Below are 25,897 nucleotides of genomic sequence, written 5' to 3'. Positions count from 1 at the left end.
GCCTCTTAAAGTACTGTCTTTAAGAGGCTTTATGCATGTAATTGAGGTTCCTGGCGGATTATCTATCTGAATTATTCTTAGTCGTTTAAAATTTATCGGTCTGCTAACGGTCTGTAAAATCAAGATTTTTCACTCTTCAATCGTTCGTTTTCTCTAACCAATTCCTCAAGCCTTTTCGTCATATAATTTACTTCCTCTGTAGGAGAAATAGGGATGCTTTTCCACTCGGAGTAATCAAAAAAGTAATTCATATCTACTCCGAAAAAACGTGCTATCCTCTCTACCTTATCAATACCCGGCACAGACTTTCCTTTCCGTATATAATTGAAATTACTTAGAGATAACCCGCAAGCTGCAGCGATGTGCTCTAAATTCCACGAATTATCTTTTGAAATCAGATTTTCTGCAAGCTCCGTTATTTTGTTTGTTAAGAACATTATGTTAATTTTGTACTACCAATCCTATTTTTTGTAATCAATTAAGCTAATTCTACGTGCGTGTTTTAGCCGGCATCCTCGTATTTGTCGGCAGTATAACTCTTGGACTGTTTCGCAGGGGCAGTCCCCTTTTTATCGCTTTCAGCATCCTTTATTAGATTAACCATTGTTTCAATACTCCGACTATCTCGGTCATGCACTTCGGTCATTTTACTTAATGACCTTATAAGCATATCTATTCTTTCATCCGGAGTCATTGCATCATCATTGGAAACAGATTCTAATTTTACTTCATTTGATTTTAGCATTTCTCCTTCTCCAGTACGTATCCAATTGTAATTAAAATTCAAGTATTTTGAGTGAATTAAATCTGCTAATCTTTTGGATATACCATGTTTTCCTCTTTGGATATCATAAATACTTTGAGGGCCACGTAATCCTATGTGACTACTAAATGCTCTTACTGATAAGCCACTATACTTAATTATATCGTTAATTCTTTCAATATCAGACATATTCATTTTTATTTTCAAAATACTTTAAACTTTTAAAGTATTTTACTTGCGTTATTAAATTATTATACTTTAATTTGCACTGTAATACTTGAATTTATCGTTTTGATAATTTGAATAATCACAAAGATAAAGCCAAAAAAAACATTTACAAATAAAAAAACACTAAAACTCAAAAAATAATATGGACTTAACAACGTACTTCAATTCACTAAGTGGTCAAGTTGGAATTTCGGAAAGGCAGCAATTTATAAAAAAGATAGCTGAAATTACTGGAAAGTCGGAAATTGCAGTTCGACGTTGGTGCGAAGGAAAAAACAACCCTACTCTTCTTGAGAAACAAGCTATTGCAAAGTTTTTAAATAGGCCCTTTGAAGATTTATTTCCAAAATCTCAAGAAGTTGATAATTAACAACCCTATAAAAGAGAGGTGCGGCACATTAATTAATTAAATAAATGTAATTGGTATTGATATCTATTTTGAATGGTCCGCTCTGAGTGCCGGGGCGTAGAACCAACCTCTCTTTTATTTTTAAAAAATGTATGATAAAAACCGAACTCATATTCTCGACCGCCGAAGCTGTTAAGATCCTCCGGAACCTGGGGCTAAAGGTGGAATTAAGAGATATACCTGTGAGCTTCTACACACATGGCAGCACGGCGTATGTGGATATGATTCCTACGTGGGTAGTAGAAAATCCGCACACGGGCCAATCAGTGAAAGTGGAAGAACTATTCAACAAATACCTGCAGGAGAAAAAACGAACGCTATTTCTGCAACCTGAAAAAATTGAAATTTTTAAACTATTTGAAAAATAAATTTCATGAACCCAAAAGAAATTAACCCCAAAACGCTTATTGCTGTATTGACTGCAGCTATAAAAGAAGATGCTGAACTTATCGCCCGGCAAATAGTAGCACAGGCTAAAAACGATAATCTGGAATATTCTAAACTGGTAGAACGTTATGTTCTTGGCAAGACCAAAGCAATGCCTTTGAATTTTTCTTCTTTTGCTGAAAATGCTTTTGAACAGGTTAAGGATACTGAAAAACTTTTAGGATTCGATATTGAGCTTTTTTCGAGCTGGAGACTAAATCGTACATCAGGAGTTTTTGAGTGTTATGACAATAATCAATTTCACCTAAAAGCTGAGTTAGATCATAAAGAGAAAGGATATACATGGAATGACACAGTTCATGCTTATGGTGGAAATGTTTATTCTCTACTTGATGAGTTTAAAGCCTCATTACAATCTAAAATATTAGAAATTAACGGTGAAGTATCCGAAGTTATTTTACCGGAAGAAATACAAACAGAAAACGAATAAAATACTATGAATGCTACTGACTTTGCCTTGGAGCAAATAAAAAAGAATTATGACATGCCATTCCTCTATATGGGAATGAATGTAGTAGTGATAGGCGCTGCCGGAAAGGTAACCGGAGTATCGAACAGCGGACTGAAAGCAAAGCTATTCGACGATGATGCTACAGTTCCCTTCCACCCTACATGGGAAACCTGCTATTTTGATAGTAAGTGGAATATCGTAAAGGATTATAGAAAGAAGAAAAACATTTAACAACGACAATAGACCGAAAAAATAATATGAAACATTTTAAACAAGAGCAGCCATATGGATGCGGATTATACGCATTAGCTAACGCTTTTCAAGACAATTGGCCGATAACAGAGCATAATTTAAGGAGAGAAGTTAACGGAGGTAATGTAGGTAAATTAAATCAATATCTACTTGAAAGAGAAGAGGGGTGTTATATCGCATATCTTCGATATAATAATGGAGAACCTGTCGAGATGATTGATTTTAGTTCCACTGACCTATCAAAAGAATCTTATAATAATTGCTGGTATCCATTCTTTATTGTAGTTCCTTCAACTAAAGAAAAGAATCATATCATTTGTTGCCGATATATGAAAGATAATTCAATTATAGTCCATGATTCATTAAAAAACGAACCAGATATATTTCAATCGTTTTCAGAATTCGAAAATAGTTATCCAAAAGTATTATCTATTGAAGCATTATTTATGCTAAATAATTCTATGCCAGCTATATTATTTGAAAACGAGTAGACCATGAAACTAAATTATTTTAAAGATTTTGATGAAGTAGTAGAGGACTTTAAGAGATTAACCACAGAAGAACAGCACGAAGAATTGTTGCTTGTTAGGCGAAATTATGAGAAGCAACATTCTGACGATTTTGTTTATTTAGGGAAATTGACAGCACAGACAAAGCTAACTAAGAAACTTCTTGATTTACTCGAAGAAGCCTATAATAACAAATAATACTAAAAATTATGAAATACTATATTACCCACAGCCTTTACACATACGCCGCTAAGAATAGGAAATGGGCGGATGTTCTGGAATGTGTCAAAGAATACGAAAACTTAATTGTAGCTGATGATTTGGCACTGGATGCGATGAAAGCAGAATTTGAAATGTTTGTAACAATGATAAACGAAGCCTATCCTAAATGCAAAGAGTTATTCCTTTCGTTTAGCAAAGACAGGGTAAGCATATACCAAATGACAAACGGCAATCAGGATAACGTTTTCTTCCTGACAATAAGTAAGGTAAAAGGCATTTATCACTTCTCCGAGTGTGTAGCCTCGCAAAAATCATTAGAAGATGAAAATTAGTATTATCCGCCGCCGGATTAAAGTTGCTGCAGTGTCAAGTATCAATGCGATTATAACGCTGAAAGTTCAAAATAGGATATCTTATAATACACTGGTTAGTTGCCGTATTGCATTGTTGACCGTGAAAAAAGAATTTTTAAAACTGTTTTTATAAAACAAGTATGACCTGTAAAATAACCGATTCTACTTGCGTTTACCGTGCCTGCATGAGTGATGATTGTATGAAAAACGAGGTTTTGAAACATACTTACTGGGGGAATGGTGACTGCGAGAAAAATTGAAATTCTAAATTCAAAAACGTATGGATACAATAAACTTAATTCACCACCGGCCGGAAGATCTTAATGATTTTTCGTGGTACGAAGAATATGAAAAACAAATGGGCGAAAAGGAACTTCGCTCTTATGTAAATAAAGTTTATGGATTGCTAATGGATCTTCCGGAAGGTGAGAGCTTCTCCATCACAGCGAAGGTTGACCCACGGAATTATAATTTGTTTATCAAAGCTGCTTGTCTTTTTATTTCAGAACAAAAAGCGCAAAACTTTGAATTCAATTCAAAATTCACCGAGATTAGACACATTATCCCCCATGCTTACACCAAACCAAAAATACAAGAGCAATGCACGACCATTGGCGAAAACATATCCAATTTATCCGGGACAACATCAACAAAATGACCCCTGAGCAAATGGCAGAAGAAATAGGAGTAACGTCCTATAATCTGAAATTGTTCCTACTGCAGAACCGTATATTCCCCGAACAGAAAGAGCGTAATTTACTGTTAGAAATGTTGACTTTAAAATTTACAAAACCGGAATACTTTACTCCTACAAAGGATTTTTATAAAGCTGTAGGCATAGGTCAACGTAGGTTCTGGCAACTGTACCGGGGCGAAAAAAAAATAACTGAAAAAGAATATCGAAATCTTACCCTCCATTTTAAAGTATCACTTCAAGATGCTTTTGAAATGCGACAATTAAGTTTATTAGATAATGGTATTTTCACCGGAAAATAAAGATAAAATACTCAGAGCCTCAGAAGGACGTTTGCTTGATGTAGCAAAAGATTTTATTTCGGATATGAAAAAATCCGGAACGAGTTATCTTGCAAAGTGCCCTCATTGTGGTTCGGAAAGAGGGCTTAGTATTACTCCCTCAAAAAACCTGTTTAAATGCTTCAAATGCAGCCATGTGAAAGGAAGCGGTGCTTTGGCTTTCCTCATGTCGGCCAAAGAAATGGAATTTGTTGAAGCACTTGAATACCTGACAAAGAGATTTTCTGTTATAATTGATGAGCCGAAAACAGCCACGCCGAAAAAGATAAAACAGGGAGACTCCAACGGCAAAAAAAAGAGTTTCTGCGAACGGATGCTTAAAGAATCCGGACTGACAGTAAAAGATCTGCAAGCAAGTGTTATACTCAAAGATAAAAACAAGACCTGCCTGACCTCCAATGTATTCAAATCAGGCACAATAGACAAGAAATTCAACATAGATGCCAACGGCGACGATGTTATTATAGAGTATTACGATCTGGACGGAAAACCTGTCACATACGAGAAAAAGGACACATACTCCAAAAAGGTTACTACCGAAACATTTTTTCGTATTCGTTTTCAATTTCCACATGAGCACTTGGATAAAAACGGTAAACCATGTAAATACAAGTCACCTCCGGGATCTTCAAATAATCTTTACATTCCGGAAGCAATCCGTAAGCTCTACAGAGAAAAAACAGAAGTTCCCTTACTCTTTGTACAGGAAGGAGAAAAGAAGGCAGAAAAGGCCTGTAAGCACGGCATATGGTCGGTTGGTATATCAGGGATAAATAATCTGGGAAAAGACGGCCAGCTGCCGGCAGATCTCATCCGAATTATTGAATCACTCAAAGTAAAAGAAATAGTTTTACTCTTTGATGCAGATTGGAATGAACTGTCGCAAGAAATAAAATTAAACACCTCTGTGGCCAAGCGTCCACTCAACTTCTATTATGCCGCACGTAATTTCCGGGACTACATACGTACACTTAAAAACAGAGAAATATATGTAGAAACATACATCGGCCACCTGAACAAAGTAGAGATAAATAAACGCATTGACAAAGGCATTGATGACCTATTGGCCAATAGTCTCAAAGGAAAAGAAAATGAACTCAAAAAAGACATTAAAGAGCTCATAAATTCTAAAAATCTTGACGGAAAATATATCCATCTTTACAAAATAACAGCATGGCCGGATACTAAACTGGAAGAATTATGGGGACTTAATAATCCTCAGAAATTTGCCCAGATGCACAAGGATGTTCTAAGCGGAATGCCGGAGTTCCGGATTGGCCGGCACACCTGGCGTTTTAAAGAAAACGGAGAGATAGAATCGGCACAGCCCATCGACCCTGATGAACAGTACTGGGAAGAAGTGACAAGAACGGACAGATCCGGAAAAGAACGCACCTCATATGAATTTAATTATGTGCATTGTTTTCGCTTCCTCCGAAATCGCGGATTTGGACGTTATCGCATGTTAGATAATACAGATGTTTTTATACACACATCGCAGCACGAAGTAAGGCAGGTTACACACACGGAAATACGTGATTTTGTTTCTGAATTTACAACTATGGTTGCTAATGAAGATGTACTCAATATGCTTTACAGAGGTGGCCCGCAATATATGGGCCCCGACAAACTATCAAACCTGCAGTATATCGAACCAAATTTTGAAAAGCCGGTGCGTGACATGCAGCGTTTTTATTTTAAAAACACATGTTGGGAGATTAACGCAGACGGAATAAAGGAGGTTGACTATTCTCAGGTTACGTATCAGATATGGAGTGATCAGAAGCAAGATTCGCAACCTACATTATACCAATACCCACTAATTACCATACAGTGCTCTGATGATGGAGTGTTTTCTTATAAACTGTCATCTACAGCAGAAAAGGCACACTTCCTGCAGTTTCTTATCAACACGTCGAATTTTAACTGGAGAAAAAAACAAAATAATAACCAGGAAGAAATAAATCCGGAAGAATTGGCTAAAGAGGAAGAAGAAAACGTTCAACATCTGGTTGCCAAACTTTCGGCCATTGGCTATATGCTTATGACATGTAAAGACCGTAGCGTAGCAAAAGCAGTAATTGCAATGGATGGGAAACAAAGTGAAGTTGGCCAGTCGAACGGACGCTCAGGAAAGTCCATCATTGGTGAAATGTTGAAGCAAATACTACCTACCGCTTTTATAAATGGTAAATCTAAGAATATTGAAGATGACAACTTCTTATGGGATCCGATCACAGAAAAGACTAAAATTGTTTTTATCGACGACGTTCGTACAAATTTCAATATCGAGTTCCTTTTTCCGAATATAACCGGCGATTGGAATGTAAACTATAAAGGTGGCCGCCGGGCAATCATACCTTTTCAACAATCACCCAAAATATACATCCCTACTAATCATGCCCTGAATGGCAAAGGAAGCTCATTTACCGACCGTATGTGGATAATTGCTTTCAGCGATTTTTATAACGACAACCATAAGCCGGTGGACGATTTCGGACAACTATTTTTTGACGAATGGGATTTCGACCAATGGAATTATTTGTGGAATCTACTGGCTGTATGTGTGCAAACTTACCTCCGGTTCGGAGTAGTGGAAGCTCCGGCCGAGCGCATCGAGCTACGTAACCTACGCCAGCAAATGGGCGAAAGTTTCCTACTATGGGCAGAAGAATACTTCAGTGATGAAGCAAAACTTAATACTCAATTAAAAAGGCGTGAGCTGTACGAAGAATTCATTGTGCAGTTTCCGGAGCAACGTAAATTCATTTCGGCCACTTCATTCAAAGAACGGATTAAGGCGTATTGTAAATGGAAAGGGTACATTTTCAACAAGAGCCGCTTTGATCCAATATCAGGGGAGCCACTGTACTATGATAAAAAATCGGGAGATGCCATTATTGATTACAAAACAGGTGGTATTGAGTATTTTGAAATCGGTACTCCTGATGAAGAACCGGAACAAGAAAAACAATTTGAATTTTAAACAATAGCGATGAAAAAGCAGAATAAAATAATGGTTATAATCTCTCAAGACGAACGAATCCGCCGCCAGATGCTCCAACGTCTGGCAGTAAAGTTAGGCTTCGCCATCACAGCCGGAGATGCCAATAAAATCATCAAACAATCGCCTTTTGACTATGATCTGACTACTGCTTATTTCATCCTGGCCGAAACGCACGATTTCCGCAAGCACCCACAAACCACACAACGGCTGTATGAAATGGCTGTACAAGGTATAGCGGTCGTTGTAGGAGTAAAGAAACTACCACCTGAATATGAATTTATTTGTGAGATATACACCGAAAACAATATTTAAAAACTAAAGCTAATCTAAACCAGCCGGGCCGGCGTAATGCCGGCTTTTTAATTTCGAGCAATCGAGTTTTATAAAATAGTCAGCTTGCGGCAAAGCCGTATAGTTGACTATTTTATAAAACGAAGTGCGAGCTTCATTATTTATCATCTTGCCTTGGCAAGATTGAACACGCATGAGTGCGAATGCACGAATTCATTTTATCTTTTTTCTTTTGCAAGTTTTCCCCATTCCCCTTTCAATAATTTGGATGAAAAATTTAGTGCAAATGAACACAAATGGCAACTGCACGAAATGTAACAAAAAGAAAGCGATATCTCCCCGGTACTCATAATAACAACAGCTGCTGCTGCAGCAAAATGTAAACTACCGGGATAAAATGACAAACAAAAAGAAAGACAGGAGACATATATAATATTCTTTTTTTATTATTCCTCATTTTTAAAAAATGACTATCAAAAAAAAAGAAAAAAAATTGTGCATTTGTGCAAAATTTAATTTTTAAAAAATAATTTACTGTATAACAGCATTTTACTGATGCACTTTTTTTGCACGAATTTGCACTTTTCGTACTTATCCGCACTTTTTTTCATTTTGTACAGGATTTTCAAATTCTGTACAATTTAGTACAGAAAAAGTGCGCATTTAAATAGCTGATACACAATAATAAAAATTAAAAACATCCACTTAAGCGCACTAATGCACAAAAATTTAGCTATATATTTCAAAGGGGGATGTTCAATATCAAGCAATGTAAATCTAAATACAGCTATCTATATTTTGGTATTGATGTTTTGTTTTTGTAATTTTGAATTGATTTATAAACAGATAGATTTACGTATGGTAACAACAAAGATTCAGATTACTCCTCACCTGGCTGAGTACTGCATAGGTAAATGGGGAACTGCTCCTAATGAACCGGTATGTTTCCCAGATAGTACAGAGCTATATTTTTTGATACATGACCTAACACAAAAGCGTCCTCGTGGATGTCATACAGACTGTGGAAATCTAAGTATTGTAATACCTAACCGGAGTAAAAGCAATGATGAACTAATAAGGAAGAATCCGGATACCTATAACTATTTATCAGACCGGTCGGTAAAAAAGATACAAGATAGAATTGAATGTATGATGCTAAGGGAGCTTCATGAACTGCTGGATCATAACAAACACCGAAAAGGTATTTGCTTTATTGATACAGTATATCACTTCAAGTGCAAGTATTGTATTGAGTCCATCACCGATGAAGCATTTATTAAGGACCATCAGAGATGGAGACGTAAAAACAATAACCTGGAGAAACGAGAATACATAAGAAAAACAGTATGATTTTTTGTGTATTTGATGTAGTGTTTTGTCCTTTTTTCAGCATAAAACATGTGAAAAACTGGTCGTTTTATTGTATAAAACAAGTTATGTAGTTGATTATCAATACTAATAAAAATAAATAATGAATAGATTAATTTGCAATTCCGTCGACTATGTTTTCTTGTCAGAAATTAAATTTTTTGAAAACGGAGTGCCTGTTTTAAAACATGATGCCAAATGGAAAAATATTAAGGTAACAGATAGGCCTCTCTATACTTCCGATATAAAACAATCCGATGCCGGAGCAACTAACCAGGAGACATTATCAGCCCGATCACGGTATGATGAAGATGAGTTGCTCCTTTCATTAAGCCATCTTTATACCATATTGAGACTTAAAACCGATAATGATACGTTCTTTATGGGATCATCAGAATATCCGGTTATTACTGAGCTCAATCATAATAAAGTATATACGAACTATTCATTCATACGAAATTCGGAAGCATAACTATGAATAAAGGTATAAATCGGGTAGCAACTACAGTTACAATAACCGAAGATAAAAGCAAATATGAAATCAAAACAATAAATGAAGATGGCACTACCATCACTGGCATATATACCAAGCAACAATATGCCGCTTTTATTGAATATCTGAAATTGTTTTTATAAATGATTTTCAATCAGATAACCACGCTATTACTCTACTTTTCCGTCCTTTAAAGCCCCCCTATTAATATATAACATTGCGTAAAATTTACAATTACGCAATGCTTAGACAACTATTTCTCCAAGAAATACAATCTTCAAGCCTGATGATTCATTCATCAGGTTCTGAAGTTTTGACAAATATATCGAATGCCATCATCAATGGAAATTTTGTTCCGGAAGTGATGGAACAAACCATCATATCCACCCAGGGACAAATTCTCGGAGCTTTTAATGAAACTAATAATTCATCCAATCCTTTTAATGAGTGGACTGAAGATTCTATCGCTATTATTCCATTATATGGAGTGATGATGAAATATGGTTACTGGTGGAGCTATGGAGTTGACGACATAGCAACAATTATACGTTTAGCCTATCAGTCTGAAAATATTTCAGCAGTCATTCTGAAAATGGACACTCCCGGAGGATCAACCGATTCTCTTTTTCTCCTTCAGGAAGTATTAAGTGAAAAAACAAAACCTACATACGGATTTGTAGATGGCATGTGTGCTTCTTGCGGATACATAGTTGCTTCTTATCTCGATAAACTATATGCCATTAACCCGATGGCTCGTATCGGAAGTATTGGTGTAATGGCACAGATAGTAATTCCCAATAAAGAAAATGCCCGGTATCAAATTATTGAAGTATATCCTGATGAATCTAAAGACAAAAATCTACCAGAACGTCAAGCAGTAGATGGAAACCAGGAACCTCTTAAAGAGCAGCTCGCAAAATTAGCTATTCATTTTCAAGATATAGTCAAAGAAAATCGCCCCGGAATAAACCCAGAAGTATTAAGTGGAAAAATGTATTATGCATACGAAGCCGAAAGCCTTGGTATGATCGATGGTGTCCGAACCTTAACTCAGGTAATCTCGGAACTTGAAATCCTGATAGCAAAAAGAAAAGAAATTTTATCAATCCTCTAATTATTATTTTGCAATGAAAAAAAACGTAAAAGAACGTGTGATTGCCCTATTTGCAACTTTAGGATTCACTAAAGAAAAACAAGCAAATATGACAAACGAAGATTGGAATAAATTCAACGCTTCATACAAAGAAACGTATGGAATTTCATTTCAGGAAGATTTGGAAACTCCGGATGAAACTCCGGAAGGGACACAAGGAACTGCAACAGTTAGCATTCCCGAAAACATGCAAAGCCAAATCTTGGCTGCACTTACCGAAGCTGCTGAAGCTACAGGTAACCAAGCTCCAACTACAGCACCAACTACAATAGACGAAGCAATGGCTTCTTTTGTAGGGGCTCTCAATTCTGCAACCAGTACAATCAGGACATTGGCAGCAGCTCCGGAAAATGATAGTCCTGCAGTTGTTATATCCGGAAGTGGTTCAGCTATGAATCCACAAGCATTCGCAATTGTTATGGGACATGCTCCACATACCGAAACGCATTTGTTTGGAATTGAAAGCGATTATTTCAAACGTGGGTCATGGTGGTCAGAACTTGTTGCAACCGGAAAGGGCAAGGAAAACTACAGGGATGAAGATGCTACAGAATTTCGTGCAGCATTCAATAATTACACAAAAGACTTCCAGGCACGTTGTATTGAACTTGCAACCTCAAACCAGATTGGATTGTTGGACTATGGTAAAATGCTCAAGGGTGAAAGTTACCTGGATTATTCAAACATGAATGCGAAACTGGGAGAACACGTTGTTAGACGGATGGATACAGTTATCGCTTATCTGCGTACATTGAAATCTGTTGCAAGCATTTTCCCTAAAGTTTCAAATGTCCAAAATAAACTGACTGCTCCAACAGCTCATTTTGAAGAACTTTCTCAAAGTTATTTATCCGGACATCATTTTAAGGGAGCTGTCAATTTTGATGGAGAAATCTATCATGTTGACGATGTTATGTTCAAATTTTTCTTTGACGATCCTAAGCAGCTCGAAAAAGAATATATCGGTTATATGAACCGTGAGGGTTCAAATCCTATGAAATGGACATTATTTGAATGGTGTATTGTTCATTTTGGCACAATACTCTTTAACGAACAGCAACGCCGTCATGTTATAGGTTATAGAGTTCCACGCCAGGGTGAATTTCCACAACCTGCAATGTTTGCTGCAGACGGAGGTTTACGTGCAATACAACGCGTTGAAGAAGAATTAAAAGTACTTCCGTTCAAAGAATTGAAACAATACGACCGGATAACCATGGTAGATTATTCAGAAGAATTTTTTGAATTGGTGATGGGTATTCTTCCAAATATGACAGGTTACAGGCTTCATGCAAATGAAAAACATCAACCTTGGTATTTAAAAGGATTTCGTAATAAATATGGTAAAGACACAGACTTTACCGGAGTAAAAAACTTCATTGCTGACCTTTCGCCGGAAAATATCATTTGGGTTCCGAACATGGATATGGTAGACTACAAAATGTGGATCACTATTCCAGGAAATGTAGAAAACTATGAGGACAAACTAAACGAAATGTACGCTTTTTATTTCCAACAAGACCTAGAACAACTTATCATGGCTTCCTGGTGGAAAGAAGGTTCTGGTGTTCTTGCTCCAGGTGTTCAATTCAATATGCTTGAAGATTTAGAAAACTCCGAACGTAAACTTCAATGGCTGTTTACCAATTATCCGGTAGTTGTATTGGATCCTGATGCAACAAGCATCGACGGACGTTTGGGATTCGAAATTGAAACAAGTGAAAATACCACTGCTACAGCTCTAACAGATATAAGCAATGTACATATTGACCGTGTCTACAAAATTATTTGTGGATCTACAGAAAATGCTACAACAATAGCTAAATCAGGAAATTTCTCGGAGATAACTGCAGCGTGGAATCCTACTGCTGTAGGCGATTACATTAAGGTATATGCTCAATTAGAACAAGTTACAAAAACAGTTGGCAATAAACAAAAGAAAGTTGTACAGCCTACAGGTAAGTTTTTAGAACTGGAGCGCAAAGTTTCATAGTATTAATAATCCATAGAATAAGGATACAATAATATGTATCCTTATTCTTAATTAATCATCTAAAAAACACAATTATGATATTTAATTTGCCAAAACAACCTAAAGAATCTAAACAGAATACCCCTTTGTTTAGAATTTATGCTGCACCTTTAAATGATGTGGATGTAGAGAACTGGCCCGTAGCAACAGATGCTACAATTACAGAAAATGTACTGAAAGAAGGCAAAAAATTTACTTATGTAGATTCAACTTCTTCATCTATAAATCCAAGTGCAGCCCCTGGAGAATCTCCATTGAATGGAATTTTAACTTTAACTCCAAATATCGAAGGTATTTCTCCACAATCACTCCAATGGATATACGAAAACGTAGGAGAAGATTTTGTAGTAGTATGGGTACGTTGTATCGACAATCAGAAATTCATCGGAGGCTCTCCATGTTCCAGTGGCCTACGACTTACCTATACCAATATAGGTGCATTAGATGGAGGTATCGGCGGTATAGCTTTACAGTTTCAAGGTCAGGAATGCCCTGAACCATTCTATTTCTACAATCCAACTGAATTTCCAGTAGAAGAAGATACTCCGTCAAACCCTTAAAAAAATAATCTTATGAAATTTACTGAAAAAAATAATTTTATAGTCAAACATAAAAGCAAAGTATACTTTGATAAAGATCTGGAGCTTTTTAAACAACATTGCTCTGGTTCTCCACTTCACGTCGATTTGAAAAGGGTAAATTCGTTTACCATGGAGAAACTCGATGGTATGATGCTTTATGAATTACTTGAAAAATGTACTCCGGAAGAAATTTTGAAAAATCGTGGTATCGAAACGCAGAATGAATCAACTGAAATTATTAACAGCAATGAAGAAGTAATACTTCTTTTTAAGGATACAAGTATAGATCTTGAGGACTTTAATAATGAAACATTGTCATTATTCATTGGTAAAAAGAAAGAAGAAATTATTCCTTTTATTGATTTCCTGGATAAAATTTATAAGTTAGGAATTGATACTGAAATTGATGCTATCGATACCACAGAAGAAGTGAAAAAAATATTTGACTCCGAATTTACAGATGATTCGTATCCTTCTGAAGCTATCGACCAAATGGTAGGAAAAACAGAAGGAGAAATTCGGAATTATATCAATTTTGCTAAAACATGGACTAATTCTACAAAACATGACTTACCAACAGAGAAAGAAACAGTACCTCAAGGAACTGATGAAGAAACTCCCGGAGCAGACAGTACATCAGAGCTTGATGAGAAGAATAGCACCAAAATCACCGGAGAACAAAACAGCGATGGAACTTCTGATAGAGACGAAATTCAAAATCCAGAAGGAAGCGTGGATGGAGTATCTGAAGAACAATCAGGAGACACATTGCCCGATAACAGCAATGCTAATGATGCCACACCGGAAGTAAAAGAAGATGTTGCAAAAAAAACAACATCTAAAAAAAAAGAAGTAAGTCCGAAGAATTCCCAAGAATAAACTGGACTGATAATTCAAATCCGGATATTCAAACCTGTATTCTCCTGTATGACGAGCGTGTAAACACATGGCATCGCATGCAGGAGATTTCTTTGTTATTAGAGAAACACCCGGAGCTTGTACTTGAAATGGTACAGCTCGACAATCGGACCAGGATCGCCCATGCAGAACTCGAAGCCTACAACAATCACAAAGTATTTGTATATAAACACCCTATTGTCGTACAGAAGAAACAATTCGATGAGCAGCTCGCAGAACTGTACGAGTTAAAGCGAAATAACCCCGGTGCATTGATGATAGAAATAACCAATGTCACCCAGAACATTCGCCGGATACAAAGCAACCTCAATAAAAACAAATATAAATCAGAGGAAGAAAAACAATCATGGGAACAAAACCTGGAACGTGCAGAAATCAGAAAAAAAGTACTGGAAGAAGTAATAAGTAAATAAAAAGTAAATTATAGTCTCTAAAAATTCAGAGGCTATTTTTTTGCTAAAAACATTCAAAAAAAAATCAAAAATAATCGGAATTTTCAAAAAGCAGTATGAATTTAAGCCTTTTGATATTTAAAATACACTTATTTGTTTGATTATCAATATTACTTTGTCGGAAAATGATATTTCATTTTTTTTCGTCTCCTTATTATATCCGTGCCGCTGGGTTCCGGCTTTGCATTACAAACCCATCCCTAAAACTGGAAATATGATTAACCTATATATCAATCACTTATAATCAACTCTTCTTTTCCATTCTTATAGATCTAAAAAGTTAGATTCTCTCCAAAAAGTATCCGATTCATTTCGTCCTTTAAGACACACACATAACTCGGTAGCTTTGTATCAATATAAAATCATTACTATGAGATTAGTTTGGACTACCGAAAAAAGAACTGTAAAGGAGCTTATACCTACCGATTACAACCCTCGCATCAGGAATGAGGTGAAGCAAAAGAAGCTCAACGAAAGCATTGATAAGTTCGACCTGGTAGAGATACCCGTTATTAACTTGGATAACCATATCATAGCCGGTCAACGCCGATGGGAGGTGTACATGGAGAGTGGTCGTGAGAATGAATCCATCGATGTGCGTGTACCAAACCGGATGCTCACAAAGCAGGAAGTGGATGAGTATATGCTTATCTCCAATACCCATGCCGGCGAATGGAGCTTGCCTATGCTTGAAGAACATTTCTCCGGGCTATATAAAGATATAGTGCTTGACCTCCCATCGGTATCTACTGACCTCCCATCGGAGGAAATGTTGAACATTGAGAAAGATGCCAAGAGAGAGATTATAGACGATGAGTTCAACGACCTACCTACCCAGAACAAAGAGCCATTAACTCACCTGAACGATTTATACGAATTGGGAGAACACCGCCTGCTGTGTGGAAATAGCGAGGATATAAACGCATATGGCAGGTTGATGGCCGGAGCTCTGGCAGTGATGGTGTTCACTGACCCACCTTATAACTTGAAGCCTTCTGATTTCTCCGGATTTGGCAAAAACAAGGCTACCGGATTCGTAATGGGTGCAGGAGAAATGTCGCAAATAGAGTTTATACGTTTCCTTGAGAACATTTTTGAAAATCTTATTTCCTACTCTAAAAAAGGCTCTATTCACTACATATGCATGGACTGGAAGCATATCTACGAAATAATTGTAGCCGGCAAAAAATATACTGAGCTGAAAAACCTTATTGTCTGGAATAAGGACAATGGTGGCATGGGAACATTCTACCGGTCAAAGCACGAACTTATTTTCATGTTTGGAAACTCCGATAATGTATCAGACCAAGAACTGGATAACCGCCTGGACACCATCGAAAAACACGGATACGAAGATGGCCATAGCCTCATATATGCTTTTAAGAATGGTAATACCAAGCATATCAACAATTTCATGTTAGGGCAAACCGGAAGGTATAGGACTAATGTATGGAATTATCCCGGTGCTAATTCCTTCAGCAGCTCGTCCGATGTGACTACTAAGGACCACCCTACTCCCAAACCTGTAAAACTGGTAGCAGATGCTATAATGGACTGCAGCAACATCGGAGATATCGTCCTGGATAATTTCAATGGGTCAGGAACTACCATTATAGCATCCGAACAGACTGAAAGAAAATGTTATGCCATCGATCTGGATCCGAAGTATTGTGACCTTACCATTAAAAGATATTTGAGGTTCATGAAATTCACAGGCTCCAAGATTGTGATCAAAAAGAACGGAGTAGTATTAACTAAGAAGGAACTGGAAGAATATGAATTACAGTGAATCATTCCTGGACAATGTAAAATCATTCGGGGTACTGGGATATTCGGTTGAGAAAATAATCGACCTGACTCAGCCGGAGGACGAGCAGCAGTTCCGAATTGATTTTGCTACCAAAGGAAGTGATGTATATAAAGCATACCGGAAAGGACTCAGGACCGGAGCCTATAACCTGGACAAAGATCTATTCGATAAAGCGACCAAAGGCCATGATACTATAGCAAACACCTTACTTGACGAACGTAAATCAAAAAATAACATCAACGACAAAATACACGAAAACTTCGGATTGTTATGATCGAGCACTTGCAGAAATTATCACCTGAAATCGTCGAACGTTTCCTCGAAAGCCGTGAAGCCGAACCGCTTGGTATTCCTCCCAAGTTGGCCGATTATATTCTGCAGCTCAACGAAGCATCTAATCTGCATCGCACCAACCATTCTATAACCGAATGTGCAAAAAAATTACAACAAAGCTATCCGGAACTATCCATTCATACCTGTAAAAGCCGGATATACGATGCTATAAACTACCTCAATTCAGACTGTACTGTTACATCTGAGGCATGGCTGCTGTATTATGCTGATATGTTCATGAAGATGTTCGAAGTGAATATAATAGCACATAATTTCAGAGAGGCCCGTACTTGCCTGCAAAGATCCTGCGAATATCGTATTAAAGCATCGGCCAACGCCATCGATCCGGAACGTATCAGATTCAAACCTCAGATAGTTTCACCGGATATCGAACTTGAACGTATGGGAGTAAAAAGAAGAGGATTACTGGAGGCACGAAAACGAGCTCGTGAAATTATTATAAAACAAGGGTTTTCTGATACAGAAAATAGAAGATTATTTGAAGAAGTAGATAGCGAGTTAAATATTCAGGATACTAATTATGAAGAAATTTGAACTTGATAAAATCTTTGAAAAGTCTTATCTATCAGCACTCCAAACAAAAATAAAATTAGCAGATACTAATACTTTAATAGCCGAACTGGGTCGTGGATCTGGAAAAACGACTCATATAAAAGCAGCTCGTATTGACAGGGTTCAAAATTCAATGCCAGGAGCACTATTAACATTAGGAGCTGCAACCTACCGGGACATTTTTAGCAATATACTTCCCGGAGTCATGGAGTATTTTAATGAACATTATGAAAGAGGTATTTATTTTGAAGTAGGAAAAGAGCCTCCCAGGCATTTTAAGAAATGCACTACACCTATTTTTGATTGGAAACATTCATTTTCTTTTCATAATGGATCTGTTATAAAATTTGTATCTGCAGACAGGCCTGAATCTGTTCTGGGTATTAGCACACCTCATGGATTTTTTGATGAATTATTAAAAATAAAAAAAGAATTTATGATGGAACGATTCATGCCTACATTACGTGCCGATCGTTCCAAATTCGGACATTCACCTTATTTTATGGGTTGGTCCGGATTCACATCTACTCCCAATTTCGAAACAGATGAAGATTGGTTCATTGATTTGGAAAAAGAAATGAACAGGGAAATAATAGACTTGATTATCGAAATTGCTTATGAAATAGACTTTCGCTTATATGAACTTGAAATTGCCCGCAAAACATTAGATTTTAATAAGATTAAGAGGTTAGAGCGATTTATCAATAGATGGACCAAAGAATTAAATGAGTTAAAAAGGAAACAATTATTATATATTAGGGCTTCCTCATTTTCCAACTTAAAAATTTTAGGAGTAGATTATATCGAAAACCAAATAAAATCTACAAAAGATAAGGATTTGTTATACACCTCTATATTTGCCATCCGGAAGCTCAAGGTGAAAGATATGTTTTTCGGTAAGTTCGGTAAACAACACCTGTTCGATGACGGATACGAATACCGGTACATCGACCGTTTATCTGCCGGCGATACGATTGAGGATTCGTGCAAGCATCTGCGTTATTACGATAAGAGCAAACCTTTAGTTGCCGGTTATGACCCCGGACCATTCTCCTCTATGATATTCGCTCAACAAAACAGCAATAAAAAAGAACTCCGGGTACTCAAAAACATTTGGGTATGGCATCCTGACCAACATGCAGAATTCGCCAAAAAGATAGACGATTTCTTCTCCGGTGGAAAGAAAGTGCTTTACCTTTACTACGACCGTGCCGCTAACCAGAAGGATCCTGAATGGAAAAAATACTATCCTGATTATAAGGAACACGGGATAAACGATACCGATGCTAAACTTATAAAGCAGGAGCTGCAAGCACTCGGATGGACTGTGCATTTGCTATCACCAAAGCAAAAGACAATCTACTATTCACAACATTACCGCCTGTTAAACATCCTGTTTAGAGGCAGGGATAAGCGTATTGATAAGATACTTATTGATAAAAATGAGTGTGAAGCTCTGGTATCCTCCATCAATCACAGCCCACTGAAACGGCACGAAGGCCGTATCATTTTAGATAAAACCAGCGAACGCCTACCATTCGAGGAACAGGCATACAATTCCACACAACTCTCATCAGCGTTCATGTATCTGCTTTGGGGATTGTATTCCAAATATCTTCCGGATACCGATCTCGGTAGTGAAATGCCGAAAGGGGCAGGAACATATTCTTCTTAGAATGTCCTTTAGATTAAAAAATTGAAATACTTTTTTTGTATTATAAACCATAAAACGACACAAAGCAATGAAAAATCAGGAAAAAACCGACTTGAATGACCAATTATTTTATATCAACACATTGCGTGTAAGGCAGGGATTGCAGCCATTGGATGGAAAAGCATTCAGAAGATTAAGAAGAAAAAAAGACAATGAACCAAAAAACGATAACAGGGACCGAAGCCATACAGCGAGCCAGGAATCTTAAATTCATTCCGGGAGCATATTTCACCCTGATGCACCTGACGTGCAATGAGAAAACGAACGACATTGGCCGGATGGTAAAGCATGACCGATGCCGTGTTCGCCCGGCACTCAGGCAAGATACATTCCGGTTGGATGGAGATCTTTATTTTACTTACGAGGATCTTGACACCAACGAAGCTAAAATGTGCTTCAAACGACTGATGAGATACATCGCTTTTCCTCCTGACTACGAAATGCTAAAAATAGACTGGTTCCATGATACAGAATAATCAAACAAACATTGAGATTAAAGACGGACGTGGTTTTGCTCCCATTCCTAACGGCGGTGTATTCACATTTGAGGTACAGGGATTTGCCGAACGTGAAAGCATCCAACAGAAAGAATATCAAAATTTATATTCCCGGTACTTGTCCGACAATATGACTATGACCATTGCCGACTTCACAGTTCCGGTGTGGGGTAACCGGCACAACCTGTATCCGCAAGAGGTGTTCTCCATAACTTCACAAAACAAGCTGCTACCTGAAGTTATCAAAAAACAGGTGAAGTTCCTGTTCGGCAAAGGGCCACGCTTATACCAGGAAGTCATCAGTGGAGAAGGTGAAAACCAACGCCGTGTCAGGATTCCTGTAGATATGCCGGCTGTGGATGAGTGGCTCGACACTTGGGAGGAACAGGGAGTCGAAAACGTATGGGATTATCTCAAAAACCGGATTGTCGATTTTTACTATGTCAATACATGCTGTTCGCGCTGGCATTTCAATACTTCACGCCGGTCAGCCTTAAATTTTCAGGGATCGCACAAAGTACGTGCATTGAGCTATGTGGGTGCCGATGAAGCCCGCCTCGCTACCAGGGAAAAAGGAATAAGCAAACGGATAAAAAATGCTGATTGCAAATATGTGATTATTGCCGACTGGCTAAATCCGAATAAATACGATTACCAGGTATACCACCGATTTACTCCGGCCGATCCTTTCAGGTACAATACCGCCGTATCGTTCGAAAGCGATAAAACATTTACCAAATGGATATATGCGTTCAACGACTGGTTCGAGGGGCTACTGGAGTGGATAAAGGCCTCCAACCTTTCGCCTAAATACCTCAATTCGTATCTAAAAAATGCCCTCAATGCTCATATTCATGTTATCATACCCGGTACGTGGTACAATGCCCAAATAGATATACTTCAACGGATATGTGCTCAAAACCTGGAAGGAGAAGCTCCGGTACAGACCGAATACAAAGGCGTGAAGCTCGTAAACGAAAAGGGAGCTCCAATTCCTTTCTACGAAACGATGATTGACGAAGTGATTGCCAACGAGCTGCGAATGATTACATCACTCATGTCCGGCGAAGGAAAAAACCAGGGCAAACTATGGGCTTCTACCAAATGGGGCGAAGAAGGTTGGGAGTTCAAAGAGTTCCCCGGCAAGTTCAAAGAGTTTTTTGATACGGTGATTAGTTACGACAAACGGGCCGATCAGGTTACCCTTGCCGGCAAAGGTGTACCTCCTTCCATCTCCGGAGTAGACAAGGACGGCTCCATCAGCAATTCAGGCTCTGAAGTGTATTACAATTATCTGATATATGTAGCTTCACTCGTATGGGATGAGTATTTTGTAATGAAAGACCTGAACAGGGCGTTGCATCTTAATTTTCCGGAAACGAAAAAGAAGAAAATCAAATTTGGATTCTGGATCGACATTCCGGCCAAGCTGCAGGATACACCACCAAGCCAGCGTCCACAACAAACAGCTACAGCTGACAACCAGACGAACATCGAAAAAACGCAGGAACAATGATTAAAGTACCATTCAATCCGGAAAACTTTGCCAGTGAGATGAAGCCCAAAATATCAGGCAACAATCTCTCTCTGGAATATTTCAATATAGAAAGCAGCTTGTATAAGGTTGCAGTGCAGATTCCGAAAACAATATCCCAAGCATTGTATAACAGGCTCATAGATAAGTTCGAAGCCGGAAACATTCAGGAACATGACAAAACAGCTATCGATTACCTCCAACGGGCCATGCTTCATTTTACTATTTATGAGCATGAAGTATACCTGATGCTCCGGATAAGCAATGACGGTATCACAACGAAAAAAAACGAGGATGAAACAACCGCTTTCAAGTATCAGACCGATATGCTGAATGATAACCTGATCACTACAGCGTGGTTCTGGATGAACCAGTTAATTCAGTACCTGAACGATCATCTCTATGATTTTCCGGAATGGAAGAATAGTGACCAGAAAAAAGAAAATGATGAGTTACCGGTCAATCTGACTGACTTCAACAAATGGGTGGGTGTGGAAACTACCGGAGGCGAATACTTCATGATTTATGCAGGATGGATCATCAGGGAGGTATGGCTCGATTTTGTAAAGTCACGGTTTAAAGAACCTGTTAAAACAGATGCCATCACACGGGCTGTATGTTATCAGGTTATGGGCTTTGCCTGTCAACGCCTTGCTTACTCCTGCCTGCCATCTCCCATCCGGCGGGATATTGATAACGAAATGGGTAAAAACCACAAGGCGCAAGCAGATAAAGATATCCGGGAACATGTGGCCGGAAAATTTCTGCAGAAAGCCGAAACGTACTGGAAAGCGGTCGACCTGGAGATAAAAAAGGAAGCCATCGCAGAACAAAATAAAACGGCAGCCGATAAACCGGCACTGGGAAGAAACAACATTACCGAGGATGATAAATTTTACTATTCATGAAAACAATTCCGTTAAACAAAGGCTCAATAAACCTACCGGAGTACTGGGACGAACTGACACCCAAACAAGTGCTGATCTGTATCGGCTTATTGCACCGGGTGCTGTCCATGGAGATGGATCCGGGATGGGCAAGGCTTGAAATGCTTTTTGCCATTATCCGGTATAAGCCTGACAAAAGTATTAAAGACGAATCCGTCCGGGAGAATATCAACTTCAACCTGATACGTTTATCTGAGCAGCTCACCTTTGCCTTTACCATCGAGCAAGTGGACAATGAAACTGTCAAACGGATAGTGCCTCATTTTAACTTCAGGCGCAATCCGATGCCATTGCTCAAGATAGGCAAAAAGAAATACGCCGGAAAGATCTTCAATATGGACATTACGGTTAAAACAGATATCGTAGCAAAAGAATTTATTGATGCGTTCGACTTGTATACAGCTATAAATAAATTGGAGGACCCGTCGTCCAGAGAAGAATGCCTCAATCAATTATGTGCCATCCTTTACCCTTCGCATCCCGAACATCAGAAAAACCTTGTATCGGGCCAGATAGAACAGATGCGTATGATAGAACCCGTAAAAAAACTGCTTATATTCTATTGGTTCACCGGGATAATCAGGTTTTACACGGAACATCCGGTTTACAGCCTGCTTTTTTCAGGTGGTAAAGAAAAAAGCGAGGATAAAATAGGCTTGGGTATGAATGCCACCGCACTGCACCTGACAAAGCAGGGATACGGAAGTATGGATAATATGCCTTTGAACGATTACTTTGATGCTCAGATACAATCACTAAAAGACACCATAAGCAAGGCACTTGCCGACGGCGTAAAAATAGCTGAAATAGCAAATCAGACAGGAATCTCGATATCAACCATCGAAAAATTATCATGAACGATTTAATCATTTCTTTATATAAATATTTCGTAAAGTTTGTCCCAAAAGAGGTGCTTCGTCGGATGTTTATCCAACCCAGGGAAAGTATTAAAACCGGCTATGAAGAAATTAAAGCCGAATTGCTCGGTACACCCGACACCAATGTAATTCAGGAGTTCGACACTTTTGTGGTATCCATCAATGAGAATTACATATCTGAAAGAATAAAAAACGCAAACAAATTTATTCTTTTTGTAGAATATGGTGCTTTAAGCGTCAACTATGACACTCTGAAAGGAGTGAAGCAACATCTGGCTATTACTGTAGCTTACAATTTTTCAAATAATAATAACGACAACCTGAATGAAATCATCCTGATGAACCAGTGCCTTGCTCTGTTAGAAAAAATCATCATCACCATGCAGAGCGAGCAGGATGCTCTCGATTTTTGTGCTAACTCCGAACTTATTTCCGATCCGGTAGAAATCCGTGTAGTAGATCCGGTTAAATTTCATGGGTGTGCCGGTTGGGTTGCCATGTTTAAAAACGCAAATACAATATTCCATGAAAACTAAACTACGTGAAAACCAAGATTCCTTCATCCGGGAGATGGACGAGCTCGACACCTGGCAGAACCGGTTCAATTATATGATTGAACTTAGCGATAAGCTCGGACTTGTGTGTCCGCCGGAGCTGCTGCAGCATCCCATCCGGAACTGCCAGAGCCGAAGCTATTTTAAAGCTAAAATTGTTGATGGTATTCTTCATGTCAATGGTTGGAGCAATGCCTCAGTAATGCGGGGAATGATCTATTGTGTAATAGCTATTTTCGATGGATTACCGATAAATGAGTGCCTCGCTGAAATCGATTTTCATATCAAGTCCGATCTGATCAACAACCTGACACCATTACGGCAAGCCGGGCTACTGGAAATCATTCATCGGATAATTGTCCTTTTACCCGAAAATGTTTTAAAATAAATTTGACAAAAAATAAATCTATTTATTATGCCAGTTCAATTAAAAATATCCAAAGGCGAAAACAATACCATCGGTTATATTGAGATAAAAAATGGTAAAGAAGTAACAAACGATACATTCACCGCCGAATTTTCAGCAAAGTGTTCAGGAAATATGGTTGTTGTTTTTTCCGAAAAACACAAAATAAACAGCCTTCCTGTTCATTACACTCAAATAGAAGTGGATGGAGTTGTTCTCAATTCGGCAGCCGAAACAGTAAAGGAATTATCAGCTTTTATTGGTTCTTTTAAATCCGGAGGGGGGGCTCCGACATCAACCTCGTTTGCCGATATAGAAGGACAGCCGGAAGATAACGAGGCTTTGAAAGAGGTATTGGATGATAAAGCCGATATCTATGAAGCTCCTGTTTACGTCAACTTATCTGAAATAAAAGTAGGAGATGATTTATCGGGCAAGACTTTAAGATTTGATACTTCTAAATCGACACGTCCTGCTATCTTCCCTACTTACAACTCTATTCTTAATCTTGAAAACGGGGTTATTGATAATGATACATTTGAATTTGATCCTGAAATAACAGCCGTTTCCCTTCGAGGAATACTCGGAGATATACGAATAGCTCTCTGTATTGACGGAGTTACAGAATGGCAATTAACTGAATTGGTTATGCCGGAAGGCTCGGTAGTTACAGCTCTTAATTTTGCTTCAAATCCAAATTTTGTTGATGCTACTACCTATGAGAGTGACGAAACAACAGACGTAGATTGTGAATACAACTATAAAAAGATAGAGGTATTAAGCGGAGAAAGTGTAAAATTCAACCAAGATAATAATATTGAATTAAGGGAGAAAACTAAGATTCTTGGTAAAAATGAAGATTCTACTGAATATGAATTATTAGGATTAGCGGAATATGTTAAAGAAGAAGTAATTTCTTTAGAAGATATAACAGTAGGAATGAACTTGAGAGGATTGACTGTTAAATTTGACACGACTAAAGGTATAAAGTTTAATAGTGCAAATACTGGAGGGATATTAAGAATTGAGGGTAATATAGATATTATTGCCACTGAGTTTACTGATGCTGGAGAATGGGGTTCTGAGGAAAGATTGTATATATGTACTCGTACATCTACTAATGTTATAGATAGTGAAAGTCTTGCAACCCATCGGCATATAAACAACCCTGAATCTGACACCTATGAGTGGGTAGGTATTGAAACATTTACTTTTGATAAGTACCATGACCACATTGTAACTTATATCAATTTCGATGGAATAATACTACCTGATTCTGAGTTTACTTTTGCTGACACTTCTATTAAAATTGGAGAAACAGTGTATGACCAAGTAGAAGTAGGTTCAGAGCATGTGCATTTAAACCTGAATACTAACGATGATCCCGAATTTGGTACAGATATAACTGTCGACACCCCCAATGGAAAAGAAAGGATTGCCTATAGAGGTAAAGTCATTACAGACTTACCCGTCGAAGTTACATCGGATGCTACATGGAATAACGCTTCTCTCTACACTTCGGGCGATTGTGAGATAACTCTAACTGATGCTATCCCTGTGGGCGGTCGTTTTGATTTGACGAAATATGCCGAAGGAATTGTAACCGTAAAATGTACTGATGGTCTTACCCTCAACCGTGAGCATACCTCTCTTATTATTCCCGACATAGACCAAGCTGTTGCCATTG

General features: G+C 38.0%; 32 protein-coding genes. 30 read left to right on the top strand and 2 right to left on the bottom strand.

From position 1 onward, the window contains the following. Positions 1 to 119: 119 nt before the first annotated feature. Both D0T49_RS02035 and D0T49_RS02030 read right to left on the bottom strand, forming a co-directional pair. On the bottom strand, positions 120 to 437 hold the full coding sequence (locus D0T49_RS02035; RefSeq protein ID WP_163628928.1) for a helix-turn-helix domain-containing protein: 318 nt from the start codon (positions 435 to 437) through the stop codon (positions 120 to 122). A 65-nt stretch (positions 438 to 502) separates the two neighbouring features. Further along, positions 503 to 952, bottom strand: a complete 450-nt coding sequence (locus D0T49_RS02030; protein ID WP_163628927.1) for a hypothetical protein — start codon at positions 950 to 952, stop codon at positions 503 to 505. A gap of 181 nt (positions 953 to 1,133) precedes the next feature. Here D0T49_RS02030 and D0T49_RS02025 point away from each other — a divergent pair, with 181 nt between their 5' ends. The 30 genes from D0T49_RS02025 to D0T49_RS01880 form a co-directional block, all read left to right on the top strand. After that, positions 1,134 to 1,361 carry a helix-turn-helix transcriptional regulator gene (locus tag D0T49_RS02025; protein ID WP_163628926.1) on the top strand — a complete coding sequence of 76 codons (228 nt, stop codon included), beginning with the start codon at positions 1,134 to 1,136 and terminating at the stop codon, positions 1,359 to 1,361. Between the two features lie 131 nt (positions 1,362 to 1,492). Continuing rightward, complete coding sequence (locus tag D0T49_RS02020) at positions 1,493 to 1,768, top strand: hypothetical protein (protein ID WP_163628925.1); 276 nt, start codon at positions 1,493 to 1,495, stop codon at positions 1,766 to 1,768. A 5-nt stretch (positions 1,769 to 1,773) separates the two neighbouring features. After that, entirely contained in the window at positions 1,774 to 2,277 is a 504-nt protein-coding gene (locus D0T49_RS02015) for a hypothetical protein (protein ID WP_163628924.1), read from the top strand. Positions 2,278 to 2,283: 6 nt separating this feature from the next. Beyond that, positions 2,284 to 2,529 carry a hypothetical protein gene (locus tag D0T49_RS02010; RefSeq protein WP_163628923.1) on the top strand — a complete coding sequence of 82 codons (246 nt, stop codon included), beginning with the start codon at positions 2,284 to 2,286 and terminating at the stop codon, positions 2,527 to 2,529. A 26-nt stretch (positions 2,530 to 2,555) separates the two neighbouring features. Next, complete coding sequence (locus D0T49_RS02005; RefSeq protein WP_163628922.1) at positions 2,556 to 3,041, top strand: hypothetical protein; 486 nt, start codon at positions 2,556 to 2,558, stop codon at positions 3,039 to 3,041. A gap of 3 nt (positions 3,042 to 3,044) precedes the next feature. Then, on the top strand, positions 3,045 to 3,257 hold the full coding sequence (locus tag D0T49_RS02000) for a hypothetical protein (RefSeq protein WP_163628921.1): 213 nt from the start codon (positions 3,045 to 3,047) through the stop codon (positions 3,255 to 3,257). An 11-nt stretch (positions 3,258 to 3,268) separates the two neighbouring features. After that, complete coding sequence (locus tag D0T49_RS01995; RefSeq protein WP_163628920.1) at positions 3,269 to 3,613, top strand: hypothetical protein; 345 nt, start codon at positions 3,269 to 3,271, stop codon at positions 3,611 to 3,613. Positions 3,614 to 3,914: 301 nt separating this feature from the next. Then, a complete protein-coding gene (locus tag D0T49_RS01990; RefSeq protein WP_163628919.1) occupies positions 3,915 to 4,292 on the top strand; it encodes a hypothetical protein in 378 nt (125 codons plus the stop codon). Further along, complete coding sequence (locus D0T49_RS01985) at positions 4,235 to 4,630, top strand: hypothetical protein (RefSeq protein WP_163628918.1); 396 nt, start codon at positions 4,235 to 4,237, stop codon at positions 4,628 to 4,630. Before D0T49_RS01990 ends, D0T49_RS01985 begins: the two co-directional genes overlap by 58 nt. Next, positions 4,608 to 7,655 carry a CHC2 zinc finger domain-containing protein gene (locus D0T49_RS01980; RefSeq protein WP_163628917.1) on the top strand — a complete coding sequence of 1,016 codons (3,048 nt, stop codon included), beginning with the start codon at positions 4,608 to 4,610 and terminating at the stop codon, positions 7,653 to 7,655. Before D0T49_RS01985 ends, D0T49_RS01980 begins: the two co-directional genes overlap by 23 nt. A gap of 9 nt (positions 7,656 to 7,664) precedes the next feature. Further along, positions 7,665 to 7,988, top strand: a complete 324-nt coding sequence (locus D0T49_RS01975; protein ID WP_163628916.1) for a hypothetical protein — start codon at positions 7,665 to 7,667, stop codon at positions 7,986 to 7,988. A gap of 1,450 nt (positions 7,989 to 9,438) precedes the next feature. Beyond that, entirely contained in the window at positions 9,439 to 9,807 is a 369-nt protein-coding gene (locus tag D0T49_RS01970; RefSeq protein WP_163628915.1) for a hypothetical protein, read from the top strand. 2 nt (positions 9,808 to 9,809) lie between these two features. Then, positions 9,810 to 9,971: a hypothetical protein gene (locus D0T49_RS01965; protein WP_163628914.1), complete on the top strand. Its 162-nt coding sequence runs from the start codon at positions 9,810 to 9,812 to the stop codon at positions 9,969 to 9,971. Positions 9,972 to 10,114: 143 nt separating this feature from the next. Beyond that, on the top strand, positions 10,115 to 10,942 hold the full coding sequence (locus D0T49_RS01960) for a S49 family peptidase (protein ID WP_163628913.1): 828 nt from the start codon (positions 10,115 to 10,117) through the stop codon (positions 10,940 to 10,942). Positions 10,943 to 10,955: 13 nt separating this feature from the next. Further along, positions 10,956 to 12,974: a hypothetical protein gene (locus D0T49_RS01955; protein WP_163628912.1), complete on the top strand. Its 2,019-nt coding sequence runs from the start codon at positions 10,956 to 10,958 to the stop codon at positions 12,972 to 12,974. A gap of 125 nt (positions 12,975 to 13,099) precedes the next feature. Next, positions 13,100 to 13,573, top strand: a complete 474-nt coding sequence (locus tag D0T49_RS01950) for a hypothetical protein (RefSeq protein ID WP_163628911.1) — start codon at positions 13,100 to 13,102, stop codon at positions 13,571 to 13,573. 12 nt (positions 13,574 to 13,585) lie between these two features. Continuing rightward, on the top strand, positions 13,586 to 14,473 hold the full coding sequence (locus tag D0T49_RS01945; RefSeq protein WP_163628910.1) for a hypothetical protein: 888 nt from the start codon (positions 13,586 to 13,588) through the stop codon (positions 14,471 to 14,473). A 77-nt stretch (positions 14,474 to 14,550) separates the two neighbouring features. Next, complete coding sequence (locus D0T49_RS01940; RefSeq protein ID WP_163628909.1) at positions 14,551 to 14,925, top strand: hypothetical protein; 375 nt, start codon at positions 14,551 to 14,553, stop codon at positions 14,923 to 14,925. A gap of 409 nt (positions 14,926 to 15,334) precedes the next feature. After that, positions 15,335 to 16,753, top strand: a complete 1,419-nt coding sequence (locus D0T49_RS01935; RefSeq protein ID WP_163628908.1) for a DNA modification methylase — start codon at positions 15,335 to 15,337, stop codon at positions 16,751 to 16,753. Beyond that, a complete protein-coding gene (locus D0T49_RS01930; protein ID WP_163628907.1) occupies positions 16,740 to 17,048 on the top strand; it encodes a hypothetical protein in 309 nt (102 codons plus the stop codon). Before D0T49_RS01935 ends, D0T49_RS01930 begins: the two co-directional genes overlap by 14 nt. Further along, positions 17,045 to 17,662, top strand: coding sequence for a hypothetical protein (locus tag D0T49_RS01925; RefSeq protein ID WP_163628906.1), 618 nt, complete (start codon positions 17,045 to 17,047; stop codon positions 17,660 to 17,662). The genes D0T49_RS01930 and D0T49_RS01925 overlap by 4 nt, the downstream gene beginning before the upstream one ends. Next, the gene (locus D0T49_RS01920; RefSeq protein ID WP_163628905.1) at positions 17,649 to 19,355 is read left to right on the top strand and encodes a hypothetical protein; all 1,707 of its coding nucleotides are present in this window, start codon (positions 17,649 to 17,651) and stop codon (positions 19,353 to 19,355) included. Before D0T49_RS01925 ends, D0T49_RS01920 begins: the two co-directional genes overlap by 14 nt. Before the next feature lie 67 nt (positions 19,356 to 19,422). Further along, entirely contained in the window at positions 19,423 to 19,602 is a 180-nt protein-coding gene (locus D0T49_RS01915) for a hypothetical protein (protein ID WP_163628904.1), read from the top strand. After that, positions 19,547 to 19,870, top strand: a complete 324-nt coding sequence (locus tag D0T49_RS01910) for a hypothetical protein (protein WP_163628903.1) — start codon at positions 19,547 to 19,549, stop codon at positions 19,868 to 19,870. The genes D0T49_RS01915 and D0T49_RS01910 overlap by 56 nt, the downstream gene beginning before the upstream one ends. After that, the gene (locus D0T49_RS01905) at positions 19,857 to 21,407 is read left to right on the top strand and encodes a hypothetical protein (protein ID WP_163628902.1); all 1,551 of its coding nucleotides are present in this window, start codon (positions 19,857 to 19,859) and stop codon (positions 21,405 to 21,407) included. The genes D0T49_RS01910 and D0T49_RS01905 overlap by 14 nt, the downstream gene beginning before the upstream one ends. Continuing rightward, positions 21,404 to 22,333 carry a DUF6712 family protein gene (locus tag D0T49_RS01900; protein ID WP_163628901.1) on the top strand — a complete coding sequence of 310 codons (930 nt, stop codon included), beginning with the start codon at positions 21,404 to 21,406 and terminating at the stop codon, positions 22,331 to 22,333. The genes D0T49_RS01905 and D0T49_RS01900 overlap by 4 nt, the downstream gene beginning before the upstream one ends. Next, positions 22,330 to 23,229: a hypothetical protein gene (locus D0T49_RS01895; RefSeq protein WP_163628900.1), complete on the top strand. Its 900-nt coding sequence runs from the start codon at positions 22,330 to 22,332 to the stop codon at positions 23,227 to 23,229. The genes D0T49_RS01900 and D0T49_RS01895 overlap by 4 nt, the downstream gene beginning before the upstream one ends. Further along, positions 23,226 to 23,786, top strand: a complete 561-nt coding sequence (locus D0T49_RS01890; RefSeq protein ID WP_163628899.1) for a hypothetical protein — start codon at positions 23,226 to 23,228, stop codon at positions 23,784 to 23,786. Before D0T49_RS01895 ends, D0T49_RS01890 begins: the two co-directional genes overlap by 4 nt. Continuing rightward, positions 23,776 to 24,192 carry a SufE family protein gene (locus D0T49_RS01885; protein WP_163628898.1) on the top strand — a complete coding sequence of 139 codons (417 nt, stop codon included), beginning with the start codon at positions 23,776 to 23,778 and terminating at the stop codon, positions 24,190 to 24,192. The genes D0T49_RS01890 and D0T49_RS01885 overlap by 11 nt, the downstream gene beginning before the upstream one ends. Before the next feature lie 27 nt (positions 24,193 to 24,219). Beyond that, positions 24,220 to 25,897, top strand: a 1,678-nt coding sequence (locus D0T49_RS01880; protein ID WP_163628897.1) for a hypothetical protein, incomplete at its 3' end; no start/stop codon positions are given.

This window comes from Paludibacter sp. 221, assembly GCF_010501035.1.
Taxonomy (GTDB): domain Bacteria; phylum Bacteroidota; class Bacteroidia; order Bacteroidales; family Paludibacteraceae; genus QVMH01.
Note: the sequence above shows the minus strand (reverse complement) of the source record. Positions and strands in the feature narration are given on the sequence as shown.

What these genes read in the sequence shown, in the direction of transcription:
- D0T49_RS02035 (WP_163628928.1), bottom strand. Translation starts at nt 437, where the DNA reads ATGTTCTTAACAAACAAAATAACGGAGCTTGCAGAAAATCTGATTTCA.
- D0T49_RS02030 (WP_163628927.1), bottom strand. Translation starts at nt 952, where the DNA reads ATGTCTGATATTGAAAGAATTAACGATATAATTAAGTATAGTGGCTTA.
- D0T49_RS02025 (WP_163628926.1), top strand. Translation starts at nt 1,134, where the DNA reads ATGGACTTAACAACGTACTTCAATTCACTAAGTGGTCAAGTTGGAATT.
- D0T49_RS02020 (WP_163628925.1), top strand. Translation starts at nt 1,493, where the DNA reads ATGATAAAAACCGAACTCATATTCTCGACCGCCGAAGCTGTTAAGATC.
- D0T49_RS02015 (WP_163628924.1), top strand. Translation starts at nt 1,774, where the DNA reads ATGAACCCAAAAGAAATTAACCCCAAAACGCTTATTGCTGTATTGACT.
- D0T49_RS02010 (WP_163628923.1), top strand. Translation starts at nt 2,284, where the DNA reads ATGAATGCTACTGACTTTGCCTTGGAGCAAATAAAAAAGAATTATGAC.
- D0T49_RS02005 (WP_163628922.1), top strand. Translation starts at nt 2,556, where the DNA reads ATGAAACATTTTAAACAAGAGCAGCCATATGGATGCGGATTATACGCA.
- D0T49_RS02000 (WP_163628921.1), top strand. Translation starts at nt 3,045, where the DNA reads ATGAAACTAAATTATTTTAAAGATTTTGATGAAGTAGTAGAGGACTTT.
- D0T49_RS01995 (WP_163628920.1), top strand. Translation starts at nt 3,269, where the DNA reads ATGAAATACTATATTACCCACAGCCTTTACACATACGCCGCTAAGAAT.
- D0T49_RS01990 (WP_163628919.1), top strand. Translation starts at nt 3,915, where the DNA reads ATGGATACAATAAACTTAATTCACCACCGGCCGGAAGATCTTAATGAT.
- D0T49_RS01985 (WP_163628918.1), top strand. Translation starts at nt 4,235, where the DNA reads ATGCACGACCATTGGCGAAAACATATCCAATTTATCCGGGACAACATC.
- D0T49_RS01980 (WP_163628917.1), top strand. Translation starts at nt 4,608, where the DNA reads ATGGTATTTTCACCGGAAAATAAAGATAAAATACTCAGAGCCTCAGAA.
- D0T49_RS01975 (WP_163628916.1), top strand. Translation starts at nt 7,665, where the DNA reads ATGAAAAAGCAGAATAAAATAATGGTTATAATCTCTCAAGACGAACGA.
- D0T49_RS01970 (WP_163628915.1), top strand. Translation starts at nt 9,439, where the DNA reads ATGAATAGATTAATTTGCAATTCCGTCGACTATGTTTTCTTGTCAGAA.
- D0T49_RS01965 (WP_163628914.1), top strand. Translation starts at nt 9,810, where the DNA reads ATGAATAAAGGTATAAATCGGGTAGCAACTACAGTTACAATAACCGAA.
- D0T49_RS01960 (WP_163628913.1), top strand. Translation starts at nt 10,115, where the DNA reads ATGATTCATTCATCAGGTTCTGAAGTTTTGACAAATATATCGAATGCC.
- D0T49_RS01955 (WP_163628912.1), top strand. Translation starts at nt 10,956, where the DNA reads ATGAAAAAAAACGTAAAAGAACGTGTGATTGCCCTATTTGCAACTTTA.
- D0T49_RS01945 (WP_163628910.1), top strand. Translation starts at nt 13,586, where the DNA reads ATGAAATTTACTGAAAAAAATAATTTTATAGTCAAACATAAAAGCAAA.
- D0T49_RS01940 (WP_163628909.1), top strand. Translation starts at nt 14,551, where the DNA reads ATGCAGGAGATTTCTTTGTTATTAGAGAAACACCCGGAGCTTGTACTT.
- D0T49_RS01935 (WP_163628908.1), top strand. Translation starts at nt 15,335, where the DNA reads ATGAGATTAGTTTGGACTACCGAAAAAAGAACTGTAAAGGAGCTTATA.
- D0T49_RS01930 (WP_163628907.1), top strand. Translation starts at nt 16,740, where the DNA reads ATGAATTACAGTGAATCATTCCTGGACAATGTAAAATCATTCGGGGTA.
- D0T49_RS01925 (WP_163628906.1), top strand. Translation starts at nt 17,045, where the DNA reads ATGATCGAGCACTTGCAGAAATTATCACCTGAAATCGTCGAACGTTTC.
- D0T49_RS01920 (WP_163628905.1), top strand. Translation starts at nt 17,649, where the DNA reads ATGAAGAAATTTGAACTTGATAAAATCTTTGAAAAGTCTTATCTATCA.
- D0T49_RS01915 (WP_163628904.1), top strand. Translation starts at nt 19,423, where the DNA reads ATGAAAAATCAGGAAAAAACCGACTTGAATGACCAATTATTTTATATC.
- D0T49_RS01910 (WP_163628903.1), top strand. Translation starts at nt 19,547, where the DNA reads ATGAACCAAAAAACGATAACAGGGACCGAAGCCATACAGCGAGCCAGG.
- D0T49_RS01905 (WP_163628902.1), top strand. Translation starts at nt 19,857, where the DNA reads ATGATACAGAATAATCAAACAAACATTGAGATTAAAGACGGACGTGGT.
- D0T49_RS01900 (WP_163628901.1), top strand. Translation starts at nt 21,404, where the DNA reads ATGATTAAAGTACCATTCAATCCGGAAAACTTTGCCAGTGAGATGAAG.
- D0T49_RS01895 (WP_163628900.1), top strand. Translation starts at nt 22,330, where the DNA reads ATGAAAACAATTCCGTTAAACAAAGGCTCAATAAACCTACCGGAGTAC.
- D0T49_RS01890 (WP_163628899.1), top strand. Translation starts at nt 23,226, where the DNA reads ATGAACGATTTAATCATTTCTTTATATAAATATTTCGTAAAGTTTGTC.
- D0T49_RS01885 (WP_163628898.1), top strand. Translation starts at nt 23,776, where the DNA reads ATGAAAACTAAACTACGTGAAAACCAAGATTCCTTCATCCGGGAGATG.